The organism is Agromyces sp. NPDC058064 (genome assembly GCF_042885275.1).
Lineage (GTDB): Bacteria > Actinomycetota > Actinomycetes > Actinomycetales > Microbacteriaceae > Agromyces.
The window spans coordinates 1,137,380-1,161,829 of sequence record NZ_JBHVSE010000002.1 but is presented as its reverse complement, the minus strand read 5'-3'; the positions used below and the strand labels follow the sequence as shown (position 1 = coordinate 1,161,829).

At 73.1% G+C, this 24,450-nt stretch carries 23 protein-coding genes; 2 read left to right on the top strand and 21 right to left on the bottom strand.

From position 1 onward, the window contains the following. Nucleotides 1-10: 10 nt before the first annotated feature. The 20 genes from ACFVSL_RS11290 to pyrR form a co-directional block, all read right to left on the bottom strand. Nucleotides 11-1,537, bottom strand: coding sequence for an anthranilate synthase component I (locus tag ACFVSL_RS11290; protein WP_386941045.1), 1,527 nt, complete (start codon nt 1,535-1,537; stop codon nt 11-13). A 61-nt stretch (nt 1,538-1,598) separates the two neighbouring features. After that, nucleotides 1,599-1,970: a phosphoribosyl-AMP cyclohydrolase gene (gene hisI, locus ACFVSL_RS11285; protein WP_386941044.1), complete on the bottom strand. Its 372-nt coding sequence runs from the start codon at nt 1,968-1,970 to the stop codon at nt 1,599-1,601. After that, complete coding sequence (hisF, locus tag ACFVSL_RS11280) at nt 1,967-2,728, bottom strand: imidazole glycerol phosphate synthase subunit HisF (RefSeq protein ID WP_386941043.1); 762 nt, start codon at nt 2,726-2,728, stop codon at nt 1,967-1,969. The genes hisI and hisF overlap by 4 nt, the downstream gene beginning before the upstream one ends. A 10-nt stretch (nt 2,729-2,738) precedes the next feature. Further along, nucleotides 2,739-3,581 carry an ATP phosphoribosyltransferase gene (hisG, locus tag ACFVSL_RS11275; protein ID WP_386941042.1) on the bottom strand — a complete coding sequence of 281 codons (843 nt, stop codon included), beginning with the start codon at nt 3,579-3,581 and terminating at the stop codon, nt 2,739-2,741. Between the two features lie 44 nt (nt 3,582-3,625). Then, nucleotides 3,626-3,889 (bottom strand): phosphoribosyl-ATP diphosphatase, encoded by a 264-nt coding sequence (locus ACFVSL_RS11270; protein ID WP_157424159.1) that lies wholly within the window; start codon nt 3,887-3,889, stop codon nt 3,626-3,628. A gap of 9 nt (nt 3,890-3,898) precedes the next feature. Next, nucleotides 3,899-4,567, bottom strand: coding sequence for a ribulose-phosphate 3-epimerase (rpe, locus tag ACFVSL_RS11265; RefSeq protein ID WP_386941041.1), 669 nt, complete (start codon nt 4,565-4,567; stop codon nt 3,899-3,901). A gap of 49 nt (nt 4,568-4,616) precedes the next feature. Further along, nucleotides 4,617-5,984 (bottom strand): RsmB/NOP family class I SAM-dependent RNA methyltransferase, encoded by a 1,368-nt coding sequence (locus ACFVSL_RS11260; protein WP_386941140.1) that lies wholly within the window; start codon nt 5,982-5,984, stop codon nt 4,617-4,619. A 143-nt stretch (nt 5,985-6,127) separates the two neighbouring features. After that, nucleotides 6,128-7,051 carry a methionyl-tRNA formyltransferase gene (gene fmt, locus ACFVSL_RS11255; RefSeq protein WP_386941139.1) on the bottom strand — a complete coding sequence of 308 codons (924 nt, stop codon included), beginning with the start codon at nt 7,049-7,051 and terminating at the stop codon, nt 6,128-6,130. 60 nt (nt 7,052-7,111) lie between these two features. Then, on the bottom strand, nt 7,112-9,067 hold the full coding sequence (locus ACFVSL_RS11250; protein ID WP_386941040.1) for a primosomal protein N': 1,956 nt from the start codon (nt 9,065-9,067) through the stop codon (nt 7,112-7,114). Nucleotide 9,068: 1 nt separating this feature from the next. Next, a complete protein-coding gene (metK, locus tag ACFVSL_RS11245; protein WP_386941039.1) occupies nt 9,069-10,262 on the bottom strand; it encodes a methionine adenosyltransferase in 1,194 nt (397 codons plus the stop codon). Further along, complete coding sequence (coaBC, locus tag ACFVSL_RS11240; RefSeq protein WP_386941038.1) at nt 10,259-11,512, bottom strand: bifunctional phosphopantothenoylcysteine decarboxylase/phosphopantothenate--cysteine ligase CoaBC; 1,254 nt, start codon at nt 11,510-11,512, stop codon at nt 10,259-10,261. Before coaBC ends, metK begins: the two co-directional genes overlap by 4 nt. Nucleotides 11,513-11,525: 13 nt before the next feature. Continuing rightward, nucleotides 11,526-11,783, bottom strand: a complete 258-nt coding sequence (rpoZ, locus tag ACFVSL_RS11235; RefSeq protein ID WP_376945441.1) for a DNA-directed RNA polymerase subunit omega — start codon at nt 11,781-11,783, stop codon at nt 11,526-11,528. Nucleotides 11,784-11,858: 75 nt separating this feature from the next. Then, nucleotides 11,859-12,779, bottom strand: coding sequence for a guanylate kinase (gene gmk / locus ACFVSL_RS11230; RefSeq protein WP_386941037.1), 921 nt, complete (start codon nt 12,777-12,779; stop codon nt 11,859-11,861). Next, nucleotides 12,772-13,653: an orotidine-5'-phosphate decarboxylase gene (pyrF, locus tag ACFVSL_RS11225; RefSeq protein WP_386941036.1), complete on the bottom strand. Its 882-nt coding sequence runs from the start codon at nt 13,651-13,653 to the stop codon at nt 12,772-12,774. The genes gmk and pyrF overlap by 8 nt, the downstream gene beginning before the upstream one ends. Beyond that, nucleotides 13,650-16,940, bottom strand: a complete 3,291-nt coding sequence (gene carB / locus ACFVSL_RS11220) for a carbamoyl-phosphate synthase large subunit (protein ID WP_386941035.1) — start codon at nt 16,938-16,940, stop codon at nt 13,650-13,652. Before carB ends, pyrF begins: the two co-directional genes overlap by 4 nt. Further along, the gene (gene carA / locus ACFVSL_RS11215; protein ID WP_386941138.1) at nt 16,940-18,076 is read right to left on the bottom strand and encodes a glutamine-hydrolyzing carbamoyl-phosphate synthase small subunit; all 1,137 of its coding nucleotides are present in this window, start codon (nt 18,074-18,076) and stop codon (nt 16,940-16,942) included. Before carA ends, carB begins: the two co-directional genes overlap by 1 nt. Nucleotides 18,077-18,170: 94 nt before the next feature. Then, on the bottom strand, nt 18,171-18,731 hold the full coding sequence (locus tag ACFVSL_RS11210) for a hypothetical protein (protein WP_386941034.1): 561 nt from the start codon (nt 18,729-18,731) through the stop codon (nt 18,171-18,173). After that, complete coding sequence (locus tag ACFVSL_RS11205; RefSeq protein WP_386941033.1) at nt 18,724-20,067, bottom strand: dihydroorotase; 1,344 nt, start codon at nt 20,065-20,067, stop codon at nt 18,724-18,726. The genes ACFVSL_RS11210 and ACFVSL_RS11205 overlap by 8 nt, the downstream gene beginning before the upstream one ends. Beyond that, the gene (locus ACFVSL_RS11200) at nt 20,067-21,017 is read right to left on the bottom strand and encodes an aspartate carbamoyltransferase catalytic subunit (protein ID WP_386941032.1); all 951 of its coding nucleotides are present in this window, start codon (nt 21,015-21,017) and stop codon (nt 20,067-20,069) included. The genes ACFVSL_RS11205 and ACFVSL_RS11200 overlap by 1 nt, the downstream gene beginning before the upstream one ends. Continuing rightward, nucleotides 21,014-21,571 carry a bifunctional pyr operon transcriptional regulator/uracil phosphoribosyltransferase PyrR gene (pyrR, locus tag ACFVSL_RS11195; RefSeq protein WP_386941031.1) on the bottom strand — a complete coding sequence of 186 codons (558 nt, stop codon included), beginning with the start codon at nt 21,569-21,571 and terminating at the stop codon, nt 21,014-21,016. Before pyrR ends, ACFVSL_RS11200 begins: the two co-directional genes overlap by 4 nt. Before the next feature lie 153 nt (nt 21,572-21,724). Here pyrR and ACFVSL_RS11190 point away from each other — a divergent pair, with 153 nt between their 5' ends. Beyond that, nucleotides 21,725-22,336, top strand: coding sequence for a hypothetical protein (locus ACFVSL_RS11190; protein WP_386941029.1), 612 nt, complete (start codon nt 21,725-21,727; stop codon nt 22,334-22,336). A 60-nt stretch (nt 22,337-22,396) separates the two neighbouring features. On the opposite strand, the gene ACFVSL_RS11185 is transcribed toward ACFVSL_RS11190, so the two are convergent. Next, a complete protein-coding gene (locus tag ACFVSL_RS11185; protein ID WP_386941027.1) occupies nt 22,397-22,912 on the bottom strand; it encodes a DoxX family protein in 516 nt (171 codons plus the stop codon). A gap of 204 nt (nt 22,913-23,116) precedes the next feature. On the opposite strand from ACFVSL_RS11185, the gene ACFVSL_RS11180 reads away from it, so the two are divergent. Beyond that, nucleotides 23,117-24,421 carry a nucleotide disphospho-sugar-binding domain-containing protein gene (locus tag ACFVSL_RS11180; protein WP_386941026.1) on the top strand — a complete coding sequence of 435 codons (1,305 nt, stop codon included), beginning with the start codon at nt 23,117-23,119 and terminating at the stop codon, nt 24,419-24,421. The last annotated feature ends 29 nt before the right edge of the window (nt 24,422-24,450 follow it).

The window sequence follows — 24,450 nt, the reverse complement described above, 5'->3', positions numbered from 1 at the left end:
CGTGCACGGCTCACGAGCGGGCCCTCCGCATGGCGTTCGCGACGGCGACGGCGCGCAGCGGCGCGGCCGCCTTGTTGCGCGACTCCTCGAACTCGCTCACCGGGTCGGAGTCGGCGACGAGGCCGGCCCCGGCCTGCACCCGGGCGACGCCGCCCGAGATCGTGGCGGTGCGGATGGCGATGGCGAGATCGGCGTCGCCGCCGAAGCCGAAGTAGCCGACCACTCCCCCGTAGAGCCCGCGCTGGGCGGGCTCGAGCTCGTCGATGATCTCGAGCGCCCGGGGTTTCGGCGCGCCCGAGAGCGTGCCGGCCGGGAAGGTCGCCCGGAACACCTCGATGGCGTTGGCGCCGGGCACGAGGTCGCCCTCGACCGAGGAGACGAGGTGCATGATGTGGCTGAAGCGCTCGACCCGCATGAACTCGGTCACCTCGACCGAGCCGGCCTCGCACACCTTCGCGAGGTCGTTGCGGGCGAGGTCGACGAGCATGAGGTGCTCGGCCTGCTCCTTCGGGTCGGCGACGAGCTCGGACTCGAGGTCGGCGTCCTCCTCGGGGGTCGCGCCGCGCGGCTTCGACCCGGCGATGGGATGCGTGAACACGCGCCCGTCCTGCACCTTGACGAGCGCCTCGGGCGAGGAGCCGACGATCCAGTACGGCTCCCCGTCGGCGTCGTCGAGGTGCACGAAGTACATGTACGGGCTCGGGTTGAGGCTGCGCAGCACCCGGTAGACGTCGATCGCGGGCGCCGTCGCCTCGTGCTCGAAGCGCTGCGAGATGACCACCTGGAACACGTCGCCGTCGCGGATGAAGTCCTTCGAGCGTTCGACGGCGGCGAGGAAGTCGGCCTCCTCGGTGCGGTGGGTCGGCGTCGCGCGGCGGCCGAGGTCGATCTCGGCGAGCCAGGCCTCCGCCGGCTCCGCGAGCGCGCGCTGCATGCGGTCGAGGCGTTCCTGCGCCTCACGCCAGAGCTCGTCGGCGGTGGCGTCGGCGTCGTTCAGCGCCGAGGCGATCAGCTGCACCGTGCCGGTGCGGTGATCGATCACGACGAGCTCGGCGACGAACGAGAAGGCCTGGCCCGGCATCGACGACTCGGCCGGCGGCCGGTTCGGCAGGTGCTCGATCTGGCGCACGGCCTCCCAGCCGATGAAGCCGACGAGGCCGCCGGTGAGCGGCGGCGCGCCGGGGACGTCCTCGGTCTGCCAGCGCTCGAACAGCGCCTCGAGCGCCGCGAGCGGGGGCAGGGCGGATGCCTCGCCGAGCGCCCGCTCGGCCGAGAGCCCGTAGTCCTGCCAGACGACGCGGTCGTCGTGCTCGGTGAGCACGCCGTACGACGAGACCCCGACGAACGAGTAGCGCGACCAGATGCCGCCCTGCTCGGCCGACTCGAGGAGGAAGGTGCCCGGACGCCCCTGGGCGAGCTTGCGATAGATGCCGACGGGGGTCTCGCCGTCGGCGAAGAGCTCGCGCACCACCGGCACGACCCTGCGGCCGGCCAGGAGTCCGGTGAACTCCTCGAACGTCGTCGTGGCGGCGGTCATGGTGTCTCCTCGTCGCGTCGTCGGGTGGCGGGCGTGCTGGTCTGCGAACTGGTCGGGCGCGTCAGCCGGCGGGCGCGTGGCCCACGACGACCTCGATCGGGTCGCCGTCGAAGCAGGTGCGCGTGCCGGTGTGGCACGCGGCGCCGATCTGCTCGACCTTCACCAGCAGGGTATCGGCGTCGCAGTCGAGCGCCGCCTCGCGCACGTACTGGGCGTGCCCCGACGTGTCGCCCTTGCGCCAGTACTCCTGGCGCGAACGCGACCAGAACGTGACCCGGCCCTCGGTGAGGGTGCGGCGCAGCGCTTCGCGGTCCATCCAGCCGAGCATGAGCATCTCGCCCGTGTCCCACTGCTGGATGACCGCGGGCAGCAGCCCCTGCTCGTTGAACACCGCGCGTTCGAGCGCCTGCTCGGCCGTCGAGAACCCGCTCATCGCACGACCCTCCCGTCGTCGGCGAGGGCACGCTTGACCTCGCCGATCGTCACCTCGCCGTTGTGGAAGACGCTCGCCGCGAGCACCGCGTCGGCGCCGGCGGCGATCGCCGGCGCGAAGTCGGCGACCCGGCCCGCGCCGCCCGAGGCGATCACCGGCACGGACGAGAGCTCGTGCATGAGGCCCGTGAGCTCGAGGTCGAACCCGGCCTTCGTGCCGTCGGCGTCGATCGAGTTCACGAGCAGCTCGCCCGCGCCGAGCTCGATCGCCCGGCGCGCCCACGCGAGGGCGTCGAGCTCGGTCTCGGTGCGCCCGCCGTGGGTCGTCACGACGAAGCCCGACTCGGTGCGACCCGAGCGCTTCACGTCGAGCGACAGCACGCAGACCTGTGCGCCGAAGCGGTCGGCGATCTCGGCGATGAGCTCGGGGCGCGCGATCGCGGCGCTGTTCACCCCGATCTTGTCGGCGCCGTGGCCCAGCAGGCGCGCGACGTCGTCGGTGGATCGCACGCCGCCGCCGACGGTCAGGGGGATGAACACCTGCTCGGCGACGCGCTGCACCATCTCGTACGTCGTCGAGCGGTCGTCGACCGTCGCGGTCACGTCGAGGAAGGTGAGCTCGTCGGCGCCCTGCGCCGCGTAGCGGGCCGCGAGCTCGACCGGGTCGCCGGCGTCGCGGAGGTTCTGGAAGTTGACGCCCTTGACGACACGGCCCGCGGCCACGTCGAGGCACGGGATGACACGCACTGCGAGGCTCATGCGCGCAGCCTCACAACCGTGCGGCGTGGATCGCGGACACGAGGATCGCCCGTGCGCCGATCGCGTAGAGCTCGTCCATCACGTGGTTCATGTCGACCCGCGGGATCATGACGCGCACGGCCACCCACTCGGGGTCGTGCAGCGGCGACACGGTCGGCGACTCGAAGCCGGGCGCCGCGGCCGTCGCCCGTTCGAGGTGCTCGACCGGCACGTCGTAGTCGAGGAGCACGTACTGCCGGGCCACGAGCACGCCCTGGAGGCGCCGCAGCAGGGTCGCGGCGCCGGGCTTGTCGACGCCCGAGCCGATCAGCACGGCCGTCGAGTCGAGGATGACCGGGCCGAAGATCTCGAGCCCCGCCGCGCGCAGCGTCGCGCCCGTCGACACGACGTCGGCGACGGCGTCGGCGACGCCGAGCCGGACCGCCGACTCGACGGCGCCGTCGAGCTTCACGAGCTTCGCCGGGGTCACGCCCTGTCGTTCGAGGAAGGCGCCCACGAGGCCCGGATAGCTCGTCGCGACGCGCACGCCCTCGAGGTCGGAGAGCTCGGAGAACGCCTCGGCGGGCCCGGCGAAGCGGAAGGTCGAGTCGCCGAATCCGAGCGGCGCGATCTCGGCGGCCTCGGAACCGGAGTCGAGCAGCAGGTCGCGGCCCGTGATGCCGACGTCAAGCGCGCCGGAGCCCACGTAGGTGGCGATGTCACGGGGGCGGAGGTAGAAGAACTCGACCCCGTTGCGCGGGTCGGCGGTGTGCAGGTCGCGCGGGTCGCGGCGACCGGTGTACCCGGCCTCCCACAGCATCTGCGCGGCGGTCTCGGACAGCGAGCCCTTGTTGGGCACGGCGATTCTGAGCATTTCGGTACTTTCGTGTCGACGGTTCTGATCGGCCATGGGCGTGATCAGAGATGTCGGTACACGTCGGCCGGCGAGAGCCCCTTCGCGAGCATGAGCACCTGCAGGTGGTAGAGCAGCTGGGAGATCTCCTCGGCGGTCTCGGCGTCGCTCTGGTACTCGGCGGCCATCCAGACCTCGGCCGCCTCCTCGACGATCTTCTTGCCGATGGCGTGCACGCCGGCGTCGAGCTCGCGCACGGTGCCGGAACCCTCGGGGCGGGTGCGGGCCTTGTCGCTCAGCTCGACGAAGAGTTCGTCGAAGGTCTTCACGCTTCTAGGCTACCGGTGCGAGTGGGGGTGCGCGGACGCGGCGGCCCTCAGCGCGGCGATCTGCTCCTCGGGGACGCCCCTGAACACGGCCGAGCCGGCGACGAAGGTGTCGGCGCCGGCCTCGGCCGCGGTGCCGATCGTGTCGACCGTCACGCCGCCGTCGACCTGGAGCCAGACGTCGAGTCCGGCCGAGCGCACCGCGTCGGCGACGCGTCGCAGCTTCGGCATGGTCTCGGGCATGAACGACTGCCCGCCGAAGCCCGGCTCGACCGTCATCACGAGCACCTGGTCGAACTCGTGCAGCACCTCGAGGAACGGCTCGGCGTCGGTGCCCGGCTTCAGCGCGATGCCCGCGCGGGAGCCGATCTCGCGCAGCCGCCTGGCGAGTGCCACGGGGTCGGCCGCGGCCTCGACATGGAACGTCACACTCTCGGCCCCGAGCTCGGCGTAGCCGGGCGCCCACCGGTCGGGGTCGTCGATCATGAGGTGCACGTCGAGCGGGATCGGGCTCGTCGCCCGGATGCGCTCGACCATCTGCGGACCGAAGGTGAGGTTCGGCACGAAGTGGTTGTCCATGACGTCGACGTGCACGAGGTCGGCCGTCGCGATGCGGGCGAGCTCGTGCTCGATGTTCGCGAAGTCGGCGGCGAGGATGCTCGGGTTGATGCGCGTCGTCATGGCTCGAAGCCTATCGAGCGCGGATGCCGCGGGACTCCCCCGCCCGCGATCAGGCCGTGCGACGCACGAGGGCGATGAACATCGCGTCGGTGCCGTGGCGGTGCGGCCAGAGCTGCACCGTCTCGGGCGGCCCCGCGAGGTCGAGCGGTTCGCGCCCCACCGACTGCACGACGGCTCGCGTGTCGAGCTGCTCCAGCTCGCCCTCCCAGCGGCGCAGGGCCGCGGCGAGGGTGCCGTGGGTCTCGGCCGTGTGCGGCGAGCACGTGACGTACGCGAGCACGCCGCCCGGTGCGAGCAGGCGCACGGCGTGGTCGAAGAGCTCGCCCTGGAGCTGCGTGAGCTCGGGCACGTCGGCGGGCTGCTTGCGCCAGCGCGCCTCGGGGCGACGACGCAGCGCGCCGAGGCCCGTGCAGGGCGCGTCGAGGAGGATGCGGTCGAATCCCGCGGCCGAGCCGAGCGCGGAGGCATCCGTCTCCCGGCCGTCGCCGACGGCGACCTCCACCTCGAGCGGGACGCCCGCGATCGCCCGGCGCACGAGCTCGGCGCGAGCCGGGACGAGTTCGTTCGCCACGAGGGTCGCATCGTTCGCGAGTGCCTCTGCGGCGAGCACCGCCGTCTTTCCTCCCGGTCCGGCGCAGAGGTCGAGCCACCGCTCGCCGGGCACGACCGCCGCGGCGCGCGACAGTGCCAGTGCGGCGAGCTGCGATCCCTCGTCCTGCACGCGGACGCGCCCCTCGTGCGCGGCGACGAGCGCGATCGGGTTCGGCGCGGTGGCGCCGATGGGCGAGAAGCGGTTCGGCTCGCCGAGCTCCTCGGGCGACTCGTCGCCGAGGCCGGGCAGCACCGCGAGGTTCACGCGGGGTGCGACGTTGTCGGCGTCGAGGAGCGCCTCGAGCTCCTCGCCGCGCCCCTCCTTGACGAGCGCCGAGCGGAACGCCCGGACGACCCACTCGGGGTGCGAGGCCAGCACCGCGAGCCGGGCGTCGTCGTTCGGCAGCTCGGCGGCGAGTTCCTCGCGCCACGATTCGAGGCTCGACCGGGAGACCGTGCGGAGCACGCCGTTGACGAACCCGCTCGCGGCGGGGGCGATGCGCTTCGCGAGCACGACCTGCTCGTTGACCGCGGCGTGCGTCGGCACGCGGGTGGAGAGCAGCTGGTGCGCGCCGAGCCGGAGGAGGTCGAGCACCGGCGGGTCGATGCGGTCGGCCGGGCGGCCCGCCGCGAGCTCGATGACCGCGTCGTAGAAGCCCTGCATCCGCAGTGTGCCGTACGTCAGCTCGGTCGCGAGCGCCGCGTCGGCCTCGCTGAGCTTCGAGCGCTCGATCCGCTTGGGCAGCAGCAGGTTCGCGTACGCCTCGTCGGTGCGGACCGCCTCGAGCACCTCGTAGGCGACGATGCGGGGCGGCGAGACGCGCACCTGGCGGGGTCGCCGGGCGTCGCGGTCGCGGTCGGGGCGTCGGGCGGGGCGTTGCTGCTGCACCCGTCAACTGTACGCGGGGTCGCGAGGCCCACGCCCGTCGCGGCGATCGCGGCCCTCGGCGGCGGCCGTCGCCGCCCCGTCTACTCGAGCGTGCGGAGCCCCTCGGCGAGGCCGCGGCCCCAGTCGGCCGCGGCCATCGCGCCCTTGCCCGCGGGCTGCACCCGCACGAGCTCGATCGGCGCGTCGGCGGTGCCGACGAGCACCCGCCGGCGTTCGGGGCGGAGCTCGCCCGGGGCGATCGCCTCGGCGGCGGGTTCGGCCGGGCGCGCCTCGAGCACCTTGACCCGTTCGCCGCCGATCGTCGTCCACGCGCCGGGCTCGGGGGTGACGCCCCGGTAGCGGGCGAGCACCTCCCGCGCTCCCAGCCGCCAGTCGATCCGACCGTCGTCGATCGTGAGCTTCGGCGCGAAGCTCGGTTCGCCTGTCTGCGGTACCGACCGGGCGGTGCTCGCGGCCAGTCCGTCGACGACCTCGGCCAGGAGGTCGGCGCCGCGACCCGCGAGCAGCTCGAGCGCGGCACCGGCCGTCAGTCCGGCGTCGTTCGGCCAGCTGCGAACCGCGAAGACGTCGCCCGCGTCGAGCTCGGGCACGAGCTGGAAGACCGAGGCACCGAGCTCGGCGTCGTCGGCGATGATCGAGTGCTGCACCGGCGCGGCGCCCCGCCAGGCCGGCAGTACCGAGAAGTGCAGGTTGATCCAGCCGAGGCGCGGCAGGGAGAGCAGCGGCTCGCGCACGAGCCCGCCGTAGGCCACGATCACGCCGAGGTCGGGGCGGAGCTCCTCGATGCGGGCGGTCGCCTCCGCGTCGAGCCGGGCGGCCTTCACGACCGGCAGGCCGTGCGCCTCCGCCGCAGCGGCGACCGGCGACGGGGTGAGCACGCGCTTGCGCCCGAGGGGCGCGTCGGGGCGGGTCACGACGCCGACCACCTCGTGGCGGCCGTCGCCCACGAGCCGTTCGAGGCTCGGCACGGCGGGTGCGGGGGTACCGGCGAAGACGAGGCGCAGAGAGGTCACCCGATCATTCTTCCGGATGGCTCGGTCCGCTCCGTCCCCGAGTCGCCCGCGCTAGGGCACCTCGGCGTCGTCGAAGCGCACGCGCAGGACGCGCGGACGCTGCGGTCGCCGGCGGGCGACCGGGCGCCGCCGTTCGGTGGCGACCCGGATCATCTCGGCCCGCAACGCGCGTGCCACCGCGGCGCCCGCGCCGTAGTCGAACCGCACGATCGCCCGCTCGAGCTCGTCGTCGGCGGGCGTCGGCCCGAGCACGTCGACCCCGGGCGCCGCCGCCGTCGCCGCGGCGATGGCGTGCTCGACCCCCGCGTGCGGTGCCGTGACGCTCGCGACGCGCACCGCCGGTGGGAACCGCAGGGCGCGACGGGCGGCGAGCTCGGTGCCGGCCCAGTCGAGCTGGCGCCAGCCTGCGAGCGCCTGGGCGAGCGCTCCGGCGACCCCCACGAGGAAGACCGGGGCTCCCGGCGCCGCGAGCGCCGCCGCGTTCGACCACCAGCGGAGGCAGTCCTCGGCGACGCGCAGCGACTCGCGCAGGAGCATCCGCTCGCCGTCGAGCAGCAGGACCGCGCGGTAGCCGCCCTCGGCGACGGGCTCCGCGCCGCGCGTCGCGACGACGAGCGCGGGCTCGGACCCCACACGCAGGACGGGCCGCTCCCCGTCGGACAGGATCACCCTGGCCCGCGGGAACGCCCGGCCGAGCTCTTCGGCGGTACGGCTCGCGCCGACCGTCACGGCGCGCAGCTTCGTCGACTCGCACACGGGGCACTGCCAGCTCGCGGCGCTCGTGCCGCAGAGGGTGCAGCGGGGCGCGCCGCCGGCGCGCGGCACCGCGAGCACGCCGCCGCAGGCAGCGCAGCGGGCGGGCTCACGGCAGCGATCGCACGAGAGCATCGGCGTATGCCCCGGGCGGGCCACCTGCACGAGGACGGGGCCGTCCCGGACCGCCTCCTGCGCCTGGCGCCACGCTGCCGACGGGATGCGCGCCGAGCCCGGCTCGGGTGCCGCCTGCTGCTCGGTCGGGATGACGCGCGGGCGCGCGTGACGGTGCGCCGAGACCGATCGCACCCAGCCGATCTCGACGAGTCGCTCGACCTCGACGCTGCGGGTGTGCCCGAGGAGGAGCAGGGCCGCTCCCGACTGCTCCTGGCGGATCAGCGCGACGTCGCGCGGATGCACGCCGGGGCTCAGCGGCTCGTTCATGAGGGCGTCGCCGTCGTCCCACAGCGCGATGAGTCCGAGCCGCGCTGCCGGCGCGTAGACCGTCGACCGGTTGCCGACGATGATGCGGGCGTCGTCGCCGTGCGCGTCGAGGAACGCCCGGAACCGGGCGCCGCCCGTCTGCCGCGCATCGGTGCGGAGGACCCGCCGCGGATCGACGACCGCGGCGAGGGCGGCCTGGAGCTGCTCCTGGTCTCGGTAGTCGGGCACGACGAGGAGGCTCGACCGGTCGGCCGCCAGCGTGGCGGCGGCCGCCTCGGCGAGGGTGACCGCCCAGGCGCCCACCCACTCCCCCGACGGCAGCTTGATCGGCCGCGGATCGGCGGCGAGGGCCATCCGCTCGCCGCCCGCGATACCGGCTTCGACGACGCCCGCCTCGTACCCCGAGACGGCGGTCGGCCCGGGCAGCTCGCCGGGGTCGGGCTCGGCCGCACGCCAGGCGCGCTCGACGCGCACGTACCTGCTCGGGATCGCCAGCCGCAGCACGTCGCTCGCGTTGCCGGCCGCCCGATCGGCGACCGCGCGTGCGAGCGCCCACACCTCGGGGGTGAGCAGGGGCACCTCGGAGACCACGAGGTCGAGCTCGGCGAGACGGCCCTCGTACTCGCTCGACTCGGCGAGCTCGACGAGCCAGCCGTCGGCGATCCGCCCGCCCGAGCGCAGCGGGACCCGCACGCGGACGCCCGGCCGCGCCTCGTCGATGAGCCGTTCGGGCACGCGGTAGTCGAAGAGCTGGTCGAGTTGCGGCAACGGCGAATCGACGAGCACCCTGGCGACCGGGCCGGCCGTCACCTCAGAGCCCGGCGGCGGAGCGGAGCTCGGCGACGCGGTCGAGGCGCTCCCAGGTGAAGTCGGGCAGCTCGCGGCCGAAGTGGCCGTAGGCGGCGGTCTGCGCGTAGATCGGGCGGAGCAGGTCGAGGTCGCGGATGATCGCCGCGGGGCGGAGATCGAACACCTCGCGGATCGCGCCGATGATCTGGTCGTCGGGCAGCGTGCCCGTGCCGAACGTCTCGACGTAGAGCCCGACCGGAGAGGCCTTGCCGATGGCGTAGGCGACCTGCAGCTCGAGCCGGTCGGCGAGGCCCGCCGCGACGGCGTTCTTCGCGACCCAGCGCATCGCGTACGCGGCCGAACGGTCGACCTTCGACGGGTCCTTGCCGCTGAACGCCCCGCCGCCGTGACGGCTCGCCCCGCCGTAGGTGTCGATGATGATCTTGCGGCCCGTGAGGCCCGCGTCGCCCTGGGGGCCGCCGATCTCGAAGCGACCGGTCGGGTTGATCAGCACCGACAGCTCGGGGCGTGCGAGCTCGACCGTGTCGAGCACCGGGCGGATGACGAGCTCTTCGACCTCGGCGCGGAGCTGCTCGTTCGAGACCGCAGGCGAGTGCTGGGTCGAGAGCACGACCGTCTCGATCGTCTTCGGCGTCTGCCCGTCGTAGCCGACGGTGACCTGGGTCTTGCCGTCGGGGCGCAGGTAGTCGAGCTCGCCGGCCTTGCGCACGTGCGCGAGGCGCTCGGCGAGGCGGTGCGCGAGCCAGATGGGCACGGGCATCAGTTCGGGCGTCTCACGCGTGGCGTAGCCGAACATGATGCCCTGGTCGCCCGCGCCCTGGCGGTCGAGCTCGTCGTCGCTCGCGCGCTCGCGCGCCTCGAACGCGTGGTCGACGCCCTGGGCGATGTCGGGCGACTGGCCGCCGATCGACACCGAGACGCCGCACGAGCGGCCGTCGAACCACACGTCGGAGGAGTCGTAGCCGATCGAGGTGACGCGCTCGCGGACGATCGCGGGGATCTCGACGTAGCCCGAGGTCGTGACCTCGCCGGCGACGTGGACGAGTCCGGTCGTCACGAGGGTCTCGACGGCGACCCGGCTGTTCGGGTCGACCGCGAGCAGCGCGTCGAGGATCGAGTCCGAGATCTGGTCGCAGATCTTGTCGGGGTGGCCTTCGGTCACGGACTCGGAGGTGAAGAGGCGGAGGGCGCTCATGCGGGGTCGGCTTCTTTCGTGGTGCGGTCTTCAGTGGTGTGCGCGAACTTCGAGACAACCACGTCGAGGATGGCACCGGCCACCGACCGCTTCGTTCCGTGAAGTCGTGTGACGATCTCGTCGTCGCTGCCGAGAATGACGACGGAGTTCTCGTCGCTCGCGAAGCCCTCGTTCCAGCCGACCCGGTTCACGACGAGCACATCGGCGCCCTTGGCGCGGCGCTTGGCCCGCCCGAGTTCGAGCAGGCGACCGTCGTCGGGCTCGGTCTCTGCGGCGAAGCCGACGAGCAGGGTGCCGTCGTGGGGCGCGTGCCCGAGGCCGGCGAGGATGTCTGGGTTGCGGACGAGCTCGATCGTCAGTCCGTCGCCCGAGCCGTCCTTCTTGATCTTCTGCTCGCTGATGTTCGCGGGCCGGTAGTCGGCGACGGCGGCCGCCATGATGACCGCGTCGGCGCCGCGGGCGGCCTCGGTGACGGCCGCCTGCAGCTCGAGCGCGCTCGACACGCGATGGAGGTCGCAGCCCGCGGGATCGGCGATCTCGAGGTTCGCGGCGACGAGGGTGACGTCGGCGCCGCGGGCACGGGCGGCCTCGGCGATCGCGACGCCCTGCTTGCCGCTCGAGCGGTTGCCGAGGAAGCGCACGGGGTCGAGCGGCTCGCGCGTGCCGCCGGCGGTCACGACGATGCGGCGACCCGCGAGATCGCGGCTCGCCGACTCGGCGGATGCCGCGACCGCGAGTGCGGCCGCGACGATGACGTCGGGCTCCTCCATGCGACCGGGGCCACTGTCGGCGCCGGTCAGCTGGCCGACGGCGGGACCGACGACGGTGACGCCGCGGCCCTCGAGCGTCGCGATGTTCGACTGCGTCGCCGGGTGCCGCCACATCTCGGTGTGCATCGCGGGGGCGATGACGACGGGCGCCTCGCTCGCAAGGACGCTGTTGCCGAGCAGGTCGTCGGCGAGGCCGGCCGCGAGCTTCGCGATCGTGTTCGCCGTCGCCGGGGCGATGACGATGAGGTCGGCGGCCTGGCCCATCGCGACGTGGCGGACCTCGGCGACGCCCTCGTACAGCTCGGTGTGCACCGGGTTGCGCGAGATCGCCTCGAGGGTCGGCCTGCCGACGAAGCGCAGCGCCCCCTCGGTGGGGATGACGTGCACGTCGTGCCCGGCGAGGACGAGGGCTCGGACGACGCCGACGGCCTTGTACGCCGCGATGCCGCCGGTGATGCCGACGACGATGTTGAGGGTCACGCGGCCCCCGGGGTCACTCGCCCAGCGGGCGGAGCCGGAGCTTGTCCTCGTTGATCTCGTGCATGGCCACCGACAGCGGCTTGTCGTCGATCGACGAGTCGACGAGCGGGCCGACGTTGTCGAACAGGCTGCCCTCGTGCAGGTCGGCGTAGTAGTCGTTGATCTGGCGGGCGCGCTTCGAGGCGAAGATGACCAGCTGGTACTTCGAGTCGACCTTCGAGAGCAGGTCGTCGATGGGCGGGTCGATGATGCCGGACAGCTTCTCAGCCATGGAATGACTCCTTGTTTCGTGGGTGCGCGCCGAGCGCGCGAAAGCTCGTGGCGAGGGTGCCCGAACCGCGACGGCTCAGCGACGACCCTTGCGAGGTCTCATCAAGTCTACGACCTTCTGGGCGGCCTCGCCGACTTCGTGGTTCACGACCTGGTGGTCGAACTCGTCGACCGCGGCCAGTTCGACCTTCGCGGTCTCGAGCCGGCGCTGCTGCTCGGCGGCCGTCTCGGTGCCCCGCCCGACGAGCCGGCGGACCAGTTCGTCCCACGTGGGCGGGAGCAGGAAGACCAGGGTCGCGTCGGGCATCGCACGGCGCACCGAGCGGGCGCCCTGGATGTCGATCTCGAGCAGCACGCTCTGGCCCGCGGCGATCGCGTCCTCGACGGGACCGCGCGGCGTGCCGTAGCGGGAGGCGTTGTGGACGGTCGCCCACTCGAGCAGCTCGCCCGCCTCGATCATGCGGTCGAACTCGGCGTCGTCGACGAAGAAGTAGCTCTCGCCCTCGACCTCGCCGGGTCGCGGTGCGCGCGTCGTCGCCGAGACCGACAGCTTGACGTCGGGGTGGTGCTGGCGGATGTGGTTCGCGACCGTGCCCTTGCCGACGGCCGTCGGACCGGCGAGCACGACGAGCCGATCGCCCGTGCCGCCGTGCGCGGCGACCCACTCGGCGATGAACTCGCGGAGGCGCCGGCGCTGCAGTCGCCCGAGGCCGCCGAGGCGCTTCGAGGTCGAGATCTCGAGATCCTGCATGATGCGGGTCGACTTCGTCGCGCCGATGGCGGGGATCGAGGTGAGGAACTCGGTGACGCGCAGGCGACCCTCGACGCCCTCGGGCTCCTCGAACGCGACCCGCAGCACGTCGAGCGGGCTGCGACGGCCGGAGGCCACCTCTGCCTTCACGCTCGCTCGTGCGCGCCGCGCGGCGACGGCGGCACGCGACGCGGCGACGCGGTCGACGTCGGGCGGGGTCGATGCGGCGGGGCGGGGGTCAGACATCGACGCTCCCGACCTCGTCGACGCGACGGGCGACGGCGTCGGCGAGGCCGTCGGGTCCTGCGGCGAGCAGCGACCGCGACTCGCTCACGATGACGCCCGAGCTGTACGCGCCGTAGATCGACCGGAGCTCGCGGAGCTCGCCGCCCTGGTGGCCGAAGCCCGGCGCGAGCACCGGCAGACCTGGGCGGGGCGCCTCGCCGTCGCGGTCGAGGCCCGCCGCGCGGAGGTCGACGGTCGCACCGATGACGACGCCGACGGAGCCCAGGGAGCGCGTGGAGGCATCCGCCCGACCCTGGTTCCACGCGACGACGCCCGCGGTGATCGCACCGGCGACCGTGGAGCCCGCGCGGCTCGACTGCTGCAGCACGGCGCGCTGCACGGCGGCCGCCTCGGGGTTCGAGGTCGCCGCGAGCACGAAGAGCCCCTTGCCCGCGCGCTCGGCCGCCACCATGACCTGCTCGATGGAGCCGAGCCCCTGGTAGGCGCTGATCGTCATGGCGTCGGCCTCGAGCGAGGAGCCCGGCCGCAGCCACGCCTCGCCGTAGGCGTCGACGCTCGAGCCGATGTCGCCGCGCTTCGCGTCGGCGATCACGAGGAGGCCGGCGTCGCGGGCCTCGGCGAGCACGCGCTCGAGCGCCGCATAGCCGGCGGCCCCGTGCCGCTCGAAGAACGCCACCTGCGGCTTGACGATGCCGGCGCGGCCTGCCGCCGCGTCGACCGTGCGCAGGCCGAACTCGCGGACACCGGCGGCGGAGTCGTCGTAGCCCCACGACGCGAGCAGCGACGCGTGCGGGTCGATCCCGACGCAGAGCCGGCCGTACGCGGCGAAGACGGCCTCGAGCCGTTCGCCGAACGGCAGGGGTTCGTCGCTCACGCCGACACCTCCCGCTTGGCCTGGTAGTCCTGCAGGCTCGTGACCTCGAAGCCGTCGCCGTTCACGTCGAGCGACGCGACGGCGGCCGACAGCTCGGCGATCGTCGTGAACAGCGGGATGTCGGCGGCGACCGCTGCGGCGCGGATCTCGTAGCCGTCGGCGCGCGCCGAGCGACCGCTCGGCGTGTTCACCACGATGTCGACCTCGCCGCGGTTGATGAGCTCGACCACCGACGTCGCGTCGTCGTTCGGCTTCTCGCTGAACTTCGTCACCTCGCGGGCGCCGATGCCGTTGCGGCGCAGCACCTCGGCGGTGCCCTCGGTCGCCGTGATCTCGTAGCCGAGCTGCTGCAGGCGCAGCACCGGGAGGATGATCGCGCGCTTGTCGCGGTCGGAGACCGAGACGAACACGGTGCCGGTCTCGGGCATGCCGCCGTACGCGGCGAGCTGGCTCTTCGCGAACGCCCGCGGGAAGTCGCGGTCGATGCCCATGACCTCGCCGGTCGAGCGCATCTCGGGGCCGAGCACGGAGTCGACCATGATGCCCTCGCGGGTGCGGAAGCGGTGGAACGGCAGCACGGCCTCCTTCACCGCGACGGGCGCGTCGAGCGGCACGCGCGAGCCGTCGGCGGCGGGCAGCAGGCCCTCGGCGACGAGCTCGGCGACGGTCGCGCCCACCATGATGCGGCTGGCGGCCTTCGCGAGCGGGATGCCGAGCGCCTTCGAGACGAAGGGCACCGTGCGGCTGGCGCGCGGGTTCGCCTCGAGCACGTAGAGCACGCCGGCCCCGATCGCGAACTGCACGTTGAGGAGGCCGCGGACGCCGATGCCCTCGGCGATGGCGCGCGTGGCCTCGCGCACGCGGTCGACCTCGGCGCGGCCGAGCGTCACGGGCGGGAGGGTGCAGCTCGAGTCGCCCGAGTGGACGCCGGCCTCCTCGATGTGCTCCATGACGCCGCCGATGTAGAGGTCGGTGCCGTCGTAGAGGGCGTCGACGTCGATCTCGATCGCGTCGTCGAGGAAGCGGTCGACCAGCAGCGGGTGGCTCGGGCCGACGATGCCCTGGCCCTCGATGCGCGCGAAGTAGTCGGCGAGCGAGGCGGTGTCGTAGATGATCTCCATGCCGCGGCCGCCGAGCACGTAGCTCGGGCGCACTAGCACCGGGTATCCGATGCCCTCGGCGACCTGCACGGCGCCGGCGAGGTCGATCGCGGTGCCGTTGCGCGGCGCCAGGAGTCCCGCGTTCTCGAGGATGCCGGCGAAGAGCCCGCGCTCCTCGGCGAGGTCGATCGCCTCGGGCGTGGTGCCGAGGATCGGCACGCCCGCCGCCTCGAGGCCCTTCGCGAGCCCGAGCGCGGTCTGGCCGCCGAGCTGCACGACGACGCCCACGAGCTCGCCCGACTGGGACTCGGCGTGGATCACCTCGAGGACGTCCTCGAGGGTGAGCGGCTCGAAGTAGAGTCGGTCGCTCGTGTCGTAGTCGGTCGAGACCGTCTCGGGGTTGCAGTTGATCATGATCGTCTCGAACCCGGCGGCCGAGAGCGCGAACGACGCGTGCACGCACGAGTAGTCGAACTCGACGCCCTGGCCGATGCGGTTCGGTCCCGAGCCGAGGATGACGACCTTGCGGCGGTCGCTCGGGGCGACCTCGGTCTCCTGGTCGTAGCTCGAGTAGTGGTACGGCGTGAGGGCGGGGAACTCCCCCGCGCAGGTGTCGACGGTCTTGTACACCGGGCGGATGCCGAGGATGTGACGCACCTCGCGGGCGTCGGCCTCGCTGCCGAAGCCGCGGAGCTCGGCGATCTGCGCGTCGGAGAAGCCGTGGTCCTTGGCGAGCAGCAGGGTGTCGTGGTCGAGGGCCTCGGCCGCGGCGACGTGCGCGGCGACCTCGTTGATCAGCACGATCTGGTCGAGGAACCACGGGTCGATCTTCGTCGACTCGAAGGCCTGCTCGATCGTCGCGCCCTTGCGGAGCGCCTGCTGCACGAGCACGATCCGACCGTCGGTCGGCACCTTCGCCTGCTCGAGGAGCTCCTCGACGGTGCGCGCCTCCTCGCCCCAGTGGAACGAGGATCCGCGCTTCTCGAGCGAGCGCAGCGCCTTCTGCAGCGCCGTCGCGTAGTTGCGGCCGATCGCCATCGCCTCGCCGACCGACTTCATGGTCGTCGTGAGGGTCGGGTCGGCGGCCGGGAACTTCTCGAACGCGAACCGCGGCACCTTGACGACGACGTAGTCGAGCGTCGGCTCGAAGCTCGCCGGCGTCACCCGGGTGATGTCGTTCGGGATCTCGTCGAGGCGGTAGCCGATGGCGAGCTTCGCGGCGATCTTCGCGATCGGGAAGCCCGTGGCCTTCGAGGCGAGGGCCGAGGAGCGGGAGACGCGCGGGTTCATCTCGATGACGATGATGCGGCCGTCGGCCGGGTCGATCGCGAACTGGATGTTGCAGCCGCCGGTGTCGACGCCGACGGCGCGGATGATGTCGATGCCGATGTCGCGGAGCTTCTGGTACTCGCGGTCGGTCAGCGTCAGCGCGGGCGCGACGGTGATCGAGTCGCCCGTGTGCACGCCGACGGGGTCGACGTTCTCGATCGAGCACACGACGACGGTGTTGTCGTGCGTGTCGCGCATGAGCTCGAGCTCGTACTCCTTCCAGCCGAGGATGGACTCCTCGAGGAGGACCTCGGTGGTCGGCGAGTCGTGCAGGCCGGCACCTGCGATGCGGCGGAGCTCGGCCTCGTCGTAGGCGAAGCCCGAACCCAGGCCGCCCATCGTGAACGAGGGGCGCACGACGAGCGGGTAGCCGAGGTCCTCGGCCGCGGCCAGCACCTCATCCATCGTGTGGGCGATGTGCGAGCGGGCGACGTCGGCGCCGCACCCGACGACGAGCTCCTTGAAGAGCTGGCGGTCCTCGCCCTTGCGGATCGCGTCGACCTTCGCGCCGATGAGCTCCACGCCGTGCTTGGCGAGGATGCCGGCCTCCTCGAGCGCGATGGCCGCGTTGAGCGCGGTCTGGCCGCCGAGGGTCGGCAGCACCGCGTCGGGGCGCTCCTTCTCGATGATCTTCTCGATGATCTCGGGCGTGATCGGCTCGATGTAGGTCGCGTCAGCGAAGTCGGGGTCGGTCATGATCGTGGCCGGGTTCGGGTTCACGAGGATGACGCGCACGCCCTCGGCGCGGAGCACCCGGCAGGCCTGGGTGCCCGAGTAGTCGAACTCGGCCGCCTGGCCGATGACGATCGGCCCGGAGCCGATGACGAGGACGGAGTTGATGTCGTCGCGCTTGGGCATTAGTTGCCGGCCTCCTGGGTCGGGGTGGACTTCGTCGCGATGACCATGTCGCGGAACCGGTCGAAGAGGTAGTTGGCGTCGTGCGGGCCGGCCGCCGACTCGGGGTGGTACTGCACGCTGAACGCGGGGATGTCGAGGCAGTTCAGTCCCTCGACGACGTTGTCGTTGAGGCCGACGTGGCTGACCTCGACGCGGCCGAAGCCCTCGCTCGACTCGCTGACCCGGTCGGTCGGCGCGTCGACCGCGAAGCCGTGGTTGTGCGCGGTGATCTCGACGCGGCCGGTCGCGCGGTCGAGCACCGGCTGGTTGATGCCGCGGTGGCCGAACGGCAGCTTGTAGGTGCCGAAGCCGAGGGCGCGACCGAGCAGCTGGTTGCCGAAGCAGATGCCGAAGTACGGCACGCCGGCGCGGAGCGCCGTGCGGAGGATCTCGACGTGCTGGTCGGATGCCGCGGGGTCGCCGGGTCCGTTCGAGAAGAACAGCGCGTCGGGGTGCAGCGCGAGCACCTCCTCAGCGGTCGTCGTCTGCGGGAGCACGTGCACGTCGAAGCCGCGCTCGGCGAGGTAGTTCAGCGTCGAGGTCTTCACCCCGAGGTCGAGCACGGCGACGGAGCCGACCCGCTCGCCCGTCGCGGGCAGCGAGTAGGGCTCGGCCGTCGAGACGGCGCCCGACAGGTTCTGCCCGGCCATCTGCGCTCCCGACTGCACGACGGCGAGCTGCTCGCCCGCGCTGAGCGCGGCGTCGTCGCCCGAGAAGATGCCGGCCCGCATGGAGCCCGCAGAGCGGAGGTGGCGGGTGAGGGCACGGGTGTCGATGCCCGAGATGCCGACGACGCCCGAGGCGACGAGGTCGTCGTCGAGGCTGCGCTGTGCGCGGAAGTTCGAGACCACGCGGGAGGGGTCGCGCACGATGAAGCCGGCGACCCAGATGCGGTTCGACTCCTCGTCGGCGTCGTTCATGCCGGTGTTGCCGATGTGCGGCGCCGTCATCATGACGATCTGGCCGGCGTACGACGGGTCGGTGAGGGTCTCCTGGTAGCCGGTCATGCCGGTCGCGAAGACGGCCTCGCCGACCGTGCGACCGCGGGCGCCGTAGGCGCGCCCCTCGTAGCGCGTGCCGTCCTCCAGCACGAGCACGGCGGGCTCGCCGGTGCGGCCGAAGGCGGTCGTCGTCGCGGCGGTCGCCTCGGCGGTCTCGGGCGTGCCGGTCGGCTCGCTCGCGTTGGTGGTCTCAGTCATCCGAGGCCTCGCTCTCGTGTTGTTCCGGCCGCGGTGCGGCGGGCGCCGCGGCGATGTCTTCGATGGCCCGGAGGATGCGGGCCTGGTCACCCGGATACCGGGCTCGGAGGTAGCTGTCGACCCGGGGCTCGGCGCCCTCGGGCGTCTCGTCGTCCGTCGCGGCGATCCAGCTGAGGGCGATGAGCCCCTCGGGCTCGACGCCGCGGTCGATCGCGTAGCTCGCGGTTGCGGCTCCGACGACCCGGTCGGCCGGGATGAAGCTCACCGGCTCGCCCGCGATGCGGAGGGCGACGCCCTCGGGCATCACCTCGACGCGCCCGGCGCCGCGGAACGCGAGGCCCTGCACGGCGAGCCGTTCGAGCGGCTCGCCCGCCGGCGTGGTCGCGACGTAGAGCACCTCGGCCTCGAGCTCGGCCTCGCCGCGCACGGCGGGCACCGGGTAGGCCGACAGCACCGAGTCGCGCGCCGCGCGTCGGCGCCACGAACGCACCATGAGCCAGGCGATCACCGCGAGCACGGCGACCGCGACGAGTGCGCCGATCCACTTATCCATGCGCACCCCCGTTCGCGGCGGCCGCGAGCTCGGCGATCTCCTCGGCGGGGCGCACGCGCCCGTCGAGCGCCGTGGCGTAGCCCGCGTGGAAGGTCGCGACGACCCGCCCGGGCAGGGTGCGGCCGAGGTAGGGCGAGTTGGTGCTGCGTCCGGCGAGCCGGTCGAGGTCGAACACCGCAGCGGCGTTCGGGTCGTAGAGCGTCAGCTCGGGCGCCGCGCCGACGGCGATCGCCTCGCCCTGACCCCGCAGGCGGCCGATCCTCGCGGGCGCCTGCGAGAGCACCCGTGCGACGTCGTTCCAGTCGAGCAGGCCGTTCTCGACGACCGCGGCGTGCACCACGGAGAGGGCCGACTCGAGGCCCACCATGCCGTTCGCCGCGGCATCCCACTCGCTCTCCTTCGCCTCGACCGGGTGCGGTGCGTGGTCGGTGGCGACGATGTCGATGGTGCCGTCGGCGAGCGCCGCGCGCAGCGCGAGCGTGTCCTCCTCCCGGCGCAGCGGCGGGTTGACCTTGAACCGGGGGTCGTAGCCCCTGATCAGGTCTTCGGTGAGCAGCAGGTGATGCGGGGTGACCTCGGCGGTGACGTCGATGCCGCGGGCCTTCGCCCATCGGATCACCTCGACCGAGCCCGCCGTCGAGACGTGGCACACGTGCAGCCGGCTGCCGACGTGCTCGGCGAGCAGCACGTCGCGCGCGATGATCGACTCCTCGGCGACCGCGGGCCATCCGGCGAGGCCGAGCTCGCCCGAGAGCGCGCCCTCGTTCATCTGGGCGCCCTCGGTGAGCCGCGGCTCCTGGGCGTGCTGGGCGATGACGCCGTCGAAGGCCTTCACGTACTCGAGCGCGCGGCGCATGAGCAGCGGGTCGGAGACGCAGAAGCCGTCGTCGCTGAAGACCCGCACGTTCGCGCGCGAGCGCGCCATCGCGCCGAGCTCGGCGAGCTCGGCGCCCTTGAGGCCCACCGTGACGGCGCCGATCGGCTGCACGGTGGCGAAGCCGGCGGAGCGGCCGAGGCTCGCCTCCTGCTCGACGACGCCCGCGGTGTCGGCCACGGGGAAGGTGTTCGCCATCGCGAAGACCGCGGTGAATCCGCCCGCGGCGGCGGCCTGCGTGCCGGTCAGGACCGTCTCGCTCTGCTCGTACCCCGGCTCGCGGAGGTGCGTGTGCAGGTCGACGAGCCCGGGCAGGGCGATGAGGCCGTCGGCGTCGTGCACCGTGGCACCCGCGGCGCCCGGGATGCTGCCGACCTCGGCGATGACGCCGCCGTCGATGAGGATGTCGGCGCGCTCGCCGCTCGGGAGGGTCGCACCGGTGATGAGGTGACGCGTCGACATCAGCTCTCACCCCGTTCGCCCGACAGCAGCATGTAGAGGGCGGCCATTCTCACTGATACTCCGTTCGCGACCTGTTCTCGCACCGTGGACCGCGGCGAATCCGCCGCACGGGCCGAGATCTCGAGCCCGCGGTTCATGGGTCCGGGGTGCATGACCATCGTAGTCGGGGGCAGCCGGTCGAACCTGGCGTCGTCGAGACCCCAGGTGCGCGCGTACTCGCGGCTGTTCGGGAAGAAGGCCGCGTGCATGCGCTCCGCCTGGATGCGGAGCATCATGACGACGTCGGGGCCGCCCGCGAGCGCCGCGTCGAGGTCGTAGCCGACCGCGGCGGGCCAGGCGCCGGTCGCGACCGGGACGAGGGTCGGCGGTGCGACGAGCTCGACCTCGGCGCCGAGGGTCGTGAGCAGCCACACGTTCGACCGGGCGACGCGGGAGTGCAGGATGTCGCCGACGATGACGACGTGCACCCCGTCGAGACCCCGCCCGCGCGAGGACGCCCCGTGCAGTCTCCTGCGGATCGTGAAGGCGTCGAGCAGGGCCTGGGTGGGGTGCTCGTGCGTGCCGTCGCCCGCGTTGACGACGCCCGCGTCGATCCAGCCGCTCGTCGCGAGCGTGAGCGGGGCGCCCGAGGCGTGGTGGCGGATGACGACGCCGTCGGCGCCCATCGCCTGCAGGGTCTGGGCCGTGTCCTTCAGGCTCTCGCCCTTCGAGACGCTGGAGCCCTTCGCGCTGAAGTTGATGACGTCGGCGCTCAGGCGCTTCGCGGCCGCCTCGAACGAGATGCGGGTGCGGGTCGAGTCCTCGAAGAAGAGGTTCACGACGGTCTTGCCGCGCAGCGTCGGGAGCTTCTTGACCTCGCGCTCCTGCACGGCGGCCATGTCCTCCGCGATGTCGAGCAGCGCGACGGCCTCCTCGCGGCCGAGCTCGCGGGTGCCGAGGAGGTGCTTCATCGTGCGCCTCCCTCGGACTGGACGTCCTCGATGGAGACGGCGTCGTCGCCGTCGATCTCCTCGAGCCGCACGTTGATGCGTTCGCGCGTCGAGCTCGGGAGGTTCTTGCCGACGAAGTCGGCACGGATCGGGAACTCCCGATGGCCGCGGTCGACGAGCACCGCGAGCCGCACGGCGCGGGCCCGACCGAGGTCGGCGAGCGCGTCGAACGCGGCGCGGATGGTGCGGCCCGAGTAGAGGACGTCGTCGACGAGCACGACGGTCTTGCCGTCGATGCCGCCCGGCGGCAGCTCGGTGGGCGACGGCGTGCGCATGCGGGTGTGCGCGAGGTCGTCGCGGTACATCGTGACGTCGAGCGCCCCCGCGAGCGCGGCGGGCGCATCGGGCTCGATGCGGGCGATGGTCTCGGCGATCCGGCGGGCGAGGATCACGCCGCGCGTCGGGATGCCGAGGAGGACGAGATCGTCCGATCCGCGATTGGACTCGAGGATCTCGTGCGAGATGCGGGTCAACGCCCGCTGGATGTCAGCCTGATTGAGCACAGCACGTGCCATGGACCGACTCCCTTCTCCGCCTCACAGGACGGCCTTAAAGGTTGCCAACTCGGACGAGTCTACCAGCGGCCCCGGATCCGGCGGGGCGCCGCGTCACGCGAGGTCGCCTCGCGCCCGTGGCGCACCGGCCCTCCTCGCCGGTACCGTTCGTGCATGCGCACGATCCCCTCCCGGCCCTGGGCCGTCGTCTCGGCGTTCGCCGCCGCCGCGTGGGCGTTCTTCCTGCTGCCGCCGCAGCAGGCGGTCTGGTCGGGCGCGGGCTCCCCCGCCTGGCTCAGGACCCTCGACGACTCCCCCGTGTACGACGGACTGCGCGGCGGGTTGCACGCCGCCGGCCTCCGCGACGACTACCTGGTGTTCGGTTCGGCCGCCGCGCTGTCGTTCGTGCTGATCTGGTTCGCGACGGGTCCCGCGTTCGCGCAGCTCGGCTGGAGCGGTCGCGTGCTCGGCTGGATCGTGCTCGCGAGCGCCCCGATCACGGTGCTCTCCTACGCGAACCACCCGATCGACGCCCCGCTGCACGCCCTCTGGGGCGCCGAGGCGTTCGCGCTCCTCCTCATCGGCGTGTGGGCGCTGATCGTCGCCGCGGTCGCGCCGCGCGGCCGCGTGCCGCTCTGGGAGCGCCTGCTGCTCGCCGCCACCCTGCCCGTGATCGTCGTCGCGACGGTCGTGCTCAGCTACTGGCCGCACGGCAGCCTCGTCGGGCTCGGCCTCGTGGCCGCGGCGTTCGCGGCGTGGGGGCGCCGGGCCAACGAGACCGACTGACACGACGGATGCCCCGGGCCCGGCGTTCGAACGACGCCGGGCCCGGGGCATCCGCCGGTCTCAGCGACGACCGATCGGGCGGGTCAGCGCCTTGGCCGCGATGACCATCGCGGCGGCGACGAGCACGACGTCCTTGAGGATGTACTGCGCGGTCAGCGTCGGACCTGCGCTCGTGAAGAGCTCGCCGGTGAAGAACACGAGCGGCGAGAAGATGCCGACGAAGGTGCCGGCGAGGGCCAGGAGGCCGATGCGCAGCAGGAAGCCCGTGACGAAGGCGAGTCCGACGAAGACCTCGAGCGAGGCGGTGAGCGCCATCGCCGTGTAGCCGTCGACGAGGCCGAACGAGAGCGAGTTCCAGGTGCGCATGACGAGGTCCTCGACGGGGCTCGCCCCGGGGAGGAACTTCAGCGCGCCGAACACGAGGAAGACGAGGCCGAGCGAGACGCGGAGCGCCGGGACGGCGATGCGGGCGAGGACGCGCTGGACGACGGCCTGCGCGGAGTTCGCGCGTTCGAGGACCGAGTCGAGGCCCGTCGCGGTCGAGACGCGTCCGGTGCCGAGTGCGGTGGAGGACATGGTGGTGCCTTTCTGACGGAGTGAGTTGGGAGTGGCAGCCGGATGCGGCAGCACATCCATCTCATCGCCGGAGCGGCACCCGGTCGCCATGGCGACCGCTGAACCTCGCTCGTGGTCTCCCCCGAACGCGCCCTCAGGGAAACCCTCGCCGGACCCCCCGAGTGCGGGGCGCGCCGTCGAGTCCCCGCGTGGTGCAATGACCGCATGGCCGAGGTGATGCTCGCGGTGACGCCGTTCCACGGGCACGTGGCGCCGATGGCGGTCGTTGCCGGGGCCTTCGCGGCCGCCGGGCACCGCGTGCGCGTCTACACGGGCGCTGCCCATGCCGCGGCGTTCGAGGCCGCCGGCGCCGAGGTCGTCCGCTGGCAGGCGGCCCCCGACTTCGACGAGCACGACCTCGCGGCGACCTTCCCCGACCTCGGCACGGGCACGGGGCTCGGCCAGCTGATGCGCAACATCGAGCAGCTGTTCATCCGCACCGGCGCCGCTCAGTGCCGCGATCTCCTCGCCGCGTACGAGGCGCGCCCCTGGGACGTGCTCGTCGCCGAGTCGACGAGCCTCGGCGCGGCGTTCGCCGCGGATCGCACGGCGACGCCCTGGGTCACCGTGTGCCTCACCCCGCTCACGCTCCTCGACCCGGGGACCCCGCCGCCCGGGTTCGGCATCCCGCCCGCCCGCGGCGCGCTCGGGCATGCTCGCGACCGCCTGCTGATCGGTGCGCTCCGCGTGCTGACCCGTCGGCTGCAGCGGGCGCACGAGTCGGAGCGCGCCCTCGCCGGGCTCCCGCCCGACGGACGCACCTTCGACGAGGCGTGCTACTCCCCCGAGCTCGTCTGCGCCAGCGGCATCGCGGAGCTCGACGTACCGCGCCCCGACACCGGGCGCGTGCGATACGTGGGCGCGCTCTCGACAGCCCCGCCGGATGCCCCGTCGGCACCCCGCGAGCGACCGCTCCCCGAGTGGTGGCCCGAGCTGCTCGCCCACGAGCGGCCGGTGGTGCACGTCACCCAGGGCACGCAGCACCTCGAGCCCCGCGATCTCGTCGCCCCCGCCTTCGGCGCGCTCGGGAGGCAGGAGGTGCTGCTCGTCGCGACGACGGGCCGGGCCGACGAACCGGGCTTCCCGTTCCCCGCACCGCCGAACGCGCGCATCGCGGGGTTCGTGCCGCACGCCGAGCTGCTGCCGCACGTCGACGTCATGATCACGAACGGCGGCTGGGGCGGCATCCTCGCCGCGCTGTCCGACGGCGTGCCGCTGGTCGTCGCGGGCGGCGACGCCGACAAGCCCGAGGCGGCCGCACGGGTGGGCCGGTCGGGTGCCGGCATCGATCTCCGCACCGGTCGGCCGTCGCCGCGGGCCGTGCTGCGCGCGTACCGCACGATCGCGGCCGACCCCGCCTACACGGCGAACGCCCAGCGCCTCGCGCGGCTCCTCCGCGCCCACGACGGCCCGCGCGAGGTCGTCGAGCTCACGACCGCGCTCATGACGAACGCGGCCGACCCCGCGTGAGCAGGGCCGGCCGCGTTCGAGGCGATCGA